We start from the raw sequence: 4,715 nt of genomic DNA on the forward strand, positions 1-4,715 counted from the left end.
CTGGCCACATATAGGCCACATATAGGCCACATATAGGCCACACACCAAATGTAATACAAAAACAGCCGCTCGGCATAATCCGTAAGCGGCTGTTTTCGTTAAGAATTCTGGTAGGACCAGGCGGATTCGAACCGCCGACCTCTACCATGTCAAGGTAGCGCTCTAACCAACTGAGCTATGGTCCTGAAGTGCCGCGTATTATAGATTTCTTTGTTGCTGACGCAAGCCCAATTTTCAATTTTTTGGCAACAATGTTGTAGCAGAGCACAATTCAAAGCACGGTACTTACATCTCAGTTTCTAGGCTCGCCCTTGCCACAGAGATATTTACACACCAATCGGTCCAGCTCTCCCTGGTCTTCAAGACGCGTGATACTCTCGTTCATCGGTTTTAGCAGTGCTTTTTTATCCACATGTAATCGAAACATCACCGGGTTGCTTTCGTATGGCAGGGAGATTTCGTATTTTAGATTTCCTTCTCGTTGGTAACGCAGGGCTAGGACTTCCTTCATCAGCCCGACCTCATTCCAGCCACGGTGTACCCGTTGTGCAATCTGCCACTGATTGGAGAAATCTTCGCGGATCAGGTCATCCGGAACGGAAGTGCCACGTACAGTTGCAACTCGACGGTTCTCCAGATCTTTAAGGATAAACACCGGAAAAGAGAGTTCCGGGCTGTAGATAATCACTTCATTCACAATGCCAAACGGACGGCTGTAGAGGGAGACTTGCTTCAGTTCAGGAGGCACTTCCAGATTGACCGACACCCCCGCCTCAATATCAATTTCCCCTGATACAAAGTGACGACGTAAACGCGCTTGTGACAGCGGTACAAACTCCAAGTCGACATCCAGATCCGCAGCAACCAATCTTAACGTATCAACATACACGCCCTGATATTCACCGCCATCATCACGCCAAAAGAACGGAATCTGCCCCGGTAACGGCATCCCCACGCGTAATGTTTCGGCAAGTGCAGTGCCCCACGTACTGCCCAGCAGCAGACACGCTAACATCTGAACGGGGAAACGCCTCCCCCAATTGGCACGTAAGGACATATTTCAAATATACTCTGTGATAGGCTTATTTCTGATAGCGTTTGACACAATTGATCTTTACATGCCAGCCCGTTCGGCTCAACTACCTATATCGGTGCGAATAACGTGCACGTAACAACAGTCTCCGCAAAACTGCTCGAGCCGGTACTGCAACTGGCACGCCATTTCCGTCAGGCCGCAGGTCAGGATCTACAGAAACAGATTCTGGACATTGCTGCGCTCTCTGAGCAGGAGTTTACCAAACCCGGTGCTCGTTTTCCGGCCGCACGTTATCCCGCCGTACTGGAAACATTAGCCACCGTCAGCAATAACCCGCTCATAGCGCTTAACCTTGGTGAAGCAACCCAGCCCCGAATGCTGGGCTCGATCGGCTTTTTGATGTCCACGGCGCAAACCCTTGAATTGGCGTATCAGACCCTGATTGATTATCTGCCGCTGCTGTTCGAAGGCGCAGTGTTGCAGATGGAACAGAGCGTTGAAGGCACTCAGCTGACGCTTGAACTGAATCATAACGATCCACGTGCGGTGGAATACTTTCTCGCATGTCTGATCAACTGGCCACGCTGGCTCACCGGCCACCAGGTGCCCGCCCGCGCGGTTCATCTAACGCTACCGGAGCCAGAGAATATTCAGCCTTACCAGCAGTTTTTCGCTGCTGAGGTCACCTTTAGCGCACCGCGTAATCAGTTGATGCTCAGCAGTGAATACCTCAGCCTGATCTGCCTTGATGCCAACAGTGAGATGCATCAACTGCATCGGGAGTTTGCCGATTCTCTGCTGAGCAAAGCGGCACTGCAAAACGCGCTCACCGCACAAACCCGTAACCTGATCCGTCAGCAATTAGCCGAAGGCGGCGGTTCAGTGCGGCGCGAACAGATCGCAGCTGAAGTGGGTTTAAGTCTTCGCACTCTGCAACGCAAGTTGGGCCAACAAGGTAGTAGCTTTCAGGACATCTATGATCAGACCCGTCGAGAGGTGTGTCTTCAGCTAATCCAGCGAGGACAGTTGAGCTTCGGAGAGATATCCTTTCAGCTCGGTTTTTCCAACCAATCCGCGTTTCAAAAAGCCTTCAAACGCTGGATGGGCATGGCCCCCAGCGAGTATCGCCAACAGGTTAAACCGGCTGAAATTGATGCCATGGCCGTGCAGACACCCCAAACACAGGATTTTGATTGGCTCCAGGGCGATGATCGTGAGCTGATACTGAAACAAAAACTCCGCAGCCTCAGTCATTTCAGTCGGGAACTGCTCGAATGGGCGGCCATTTCAGGACACGTTTTCGATCTCAATCAACTTACCGGCGTCACCGGCGATCCACTGGCCCGCCTGGCTATTCACTTCTGGCCCGCAGAACAAGCCGGATTGATCATCGCTCTGAACGATAACGAGGATAAAACCCGTTACCGCTTCGCAAATAATGAGATATGGACACACATCTACGAACACATTCAGACCGATGATCGACAACACAGGCATCAGCGTTATGGTGAATCTTTACATGACGCCTTATCCCCCGATGCGGGCTTAGAACGGATCAGCGAGGTACTGTTTCATCTGGACCAAAGTCCGGTCGATAACTGCACACCCAATGAGTTACACCAACGGCTGAAACTCACCCTGGATGCAGCCGCACTGGCCCGTCTGGTCCAGGATTATCGCTCTGCCAGCCGCTATATGAGCGTCGCCAGCAGGCTACCTGAGGTAGAGGGACTACCCTCCCTTAAAACACGCAGGCTGCAGTGTGCCGATCTTCTGCTACTTGCGGGTGATATTGCTGAGGCCGAGCATACGATAAACGCACTTACGATCTCTGACCTTAACGTCACCGAAGCAGGTCAGACTGCGTTAATTCGTGCACGGATATACCAACATCAGGGGCAATACGCTGAAGCATTGAAGTATCTGCTTGAACAGTTAATACAGATCGATCAGCCACTGCCTGAGCAAGCCAACGATCAGCTATCGTTACTGCTCGAACAGCTTACGTTTATCACTGCACAGTTCAGCGCTCAGGCGCTTACAGAGATGGGGGAATCGACGGATGATCAGCAGCATATCCGCCTCCAGCTGCTGGAACAGGTCAGCCTGCTTGCCCGCCAGCAAAGCCAGCCGTTACTGTCCGCCTGCGCCATCGGCCGGATGACTGAGCTGAGTCTACACCACGGTCGTACCTTTCAAACCGCATTTGCCTTTGTCAGCTATGCGTGGGTTACCAGTTGGTTTTGTGCGGACTTCTCTCTGGCTCAGACCTTCTCAGCGCAGGGTATGCAGTTGGCCTCCATGTTCGGCGGCGTACCCCAACCAGAAAATCATCTGTTCACATCCACTCGCGACAATCTCGCCACCAGTGCCGCCCTCATACACAGCAGTCAGGTTCAGCACTGGTTCACACCGCTGGAGAAGGTGCAGGAACAGCTGGAACAGATCGATTCGCTGACCGGCAGCGAAGGACAATGGTTACAACAGAGCGAATGTCGCTTATTGCAGGCACAACTGAACCTGTTCAGTGCTAAACCCCTTAGGGAACAGCGGGAAGAACTTCAGATACAACATCAACAGATGTTGGACCAACAGCAACGACATCAAGCTGAACGCTTACACGGCTCGGTTCTGAGTCTGATCGAGCAGCTCATCGACCAACAATCACTCCCGTCAGCGGTGGAATACAAAGATGGCTGGCAGGCGGTCAGCACCATCATCAGTGCCCTACTGCTGGACCAACAACACCTCTGGCCTCAGTTCTATCCCTGGGAAGCAGCACTGGAGAATGAGCTGGCGGGTTATTTCAGTGTCAGCGAAGCCCTGTTTTGCACGGCAATGATGCGACTGATTCAGGCGCAACAACAGCAAGCGTTAAGCCACCGCCGTCAACAGGAAGTCGCCCATCTTGAATCACGCATGGAGATTTGGGCACGTCACTGCCCGGAAAACTTCAACGGTCAGCTCTATCTATTGCGGGCCGAACTGGCGCGATTAAACGACCAGTCACCCGGCCGCTTTTTCGAGCAGGCGCTGAACGCAACAGAACGTCAGAATTTCAGCTTTCACCGCGCCCTGATCTACGAACGTTACGCCGACTATCTCAGTGCGGATGAACAAAACCATCTGGCCCGATTCTGTCTCAATGAAGCCCGCTGGTTCTACGAGAAATGGGGAGCTGACGCCAAATTAAAACAACTGGCACAGCGCCTCGCTTTGCTGGCAAAATAGTCATTCAAATAACAAGAATTGCAGTAGCGTATGACACCCTGGAAAGTACTGGTCGTAGATGACGAAGAAGGTATCCACGGCATTACCCGGATGATCTTCCGCGGTTATGAGTTTGAACAGCGGCCAATTGAGCTGATCAGCGCCATGAGCAGCAGCGAAGCAAAGAAGATGTTAGCTCAACATCCCGATACCGCCCTTGCACTGCTCGATGTGGTAATGGAAACCGACAACGAAGGTCTATTGTTGGTGGAACACATCCGTAACCACCTCAATAATCAGGATATTCGTATCGTTCTGCGCACGGGACACCCGGGTTACGCACCTGAGGCACAGGTCATCGTGAACTACGATATCAACGATTACCTGAGTAAAGCCGAGCTATCAGCATCCCGCCTGCTGACCTCTGTGGTTGTCGCCCTACGTTCTTTTCGGGATATCAAATCAGCCC

Annotated in this window: 3 protein-coding genes and 1 tRNA gene; 2 read left to right on the forward strand and 2 right to left on the reverse strand. The window is 52.1% G+C overall.

The window, feature by feature from the left end:
• Positions 1-108: 108 nt before the first annotated feature.
• Positions 109-185 (reverse strand) — tRNA-Val (locus ABYW01_RS14490).
• A gap of 107 nt (positions 186-292) precedes the next feature.
• The gene (locus ABYW01_RS14495; protein WP_372833925.1) at positions 293-1,015 is read right to left on the reverse strand and encodes a substrate-binding periplasmic protein; all 723 of its coding nucleotides are present in this window, start codon (positions 1,013-1,015) and stop codon (positions 293-295) included.
• A 147-nt stretch (positions 1,016-1,162) separates the two neighbouring features.
• Here ABYW01_RS14495 and ABYW01_RS14500 point away from each other — a divergent pair, with 147 nt between their 5' ends.
• Together ABYW01_RS14500 and ABYW01_RS14505 are read left to right on the forward strand one after the other, a co-directional pair.
• Positions 1,163-4,267: an AraC family transcriptional regulator ligand-binding domain-containing protein gene (locus tag ABYW01_RS14500; RefSeq protein ID WP_372833927.1), complete on the forward strand. Its 3,105-nt coding sequence runs from the start codon at positions 1,163-1,165 to the stop codon at positions 4,265-4,267.
• Between the two features lie 30 nt (positions 4,268-4,297).
• Positions 4,298-4,715: response regulator (locus ABYW01_RS14505; RefSeq protein ID WP_372833928.1), on the forward strand; the 418-nt coding region annotated here is incomplete at its 3' end.

The sequence above is a fragment of the Pontibacterium sp. genome (assembly GCF_041587635.1).
In the GTDB taxonomy this organism is placed as follows: Bacteria; Pseudomonadota; Gammaproteobacteria; order Pseudomonadales; family Balneatricaceae; genus Pontibacterium.

Coding starts and splice junctions, on each gene's coding strand:
- ABYW01_RS14495 (WP_372833925.1), bottom strand. CDS start 1,015: ATGTTAGCGTGTCTGCTGCTGGGCAGTACGTGGGGCACTGCACTTGCC.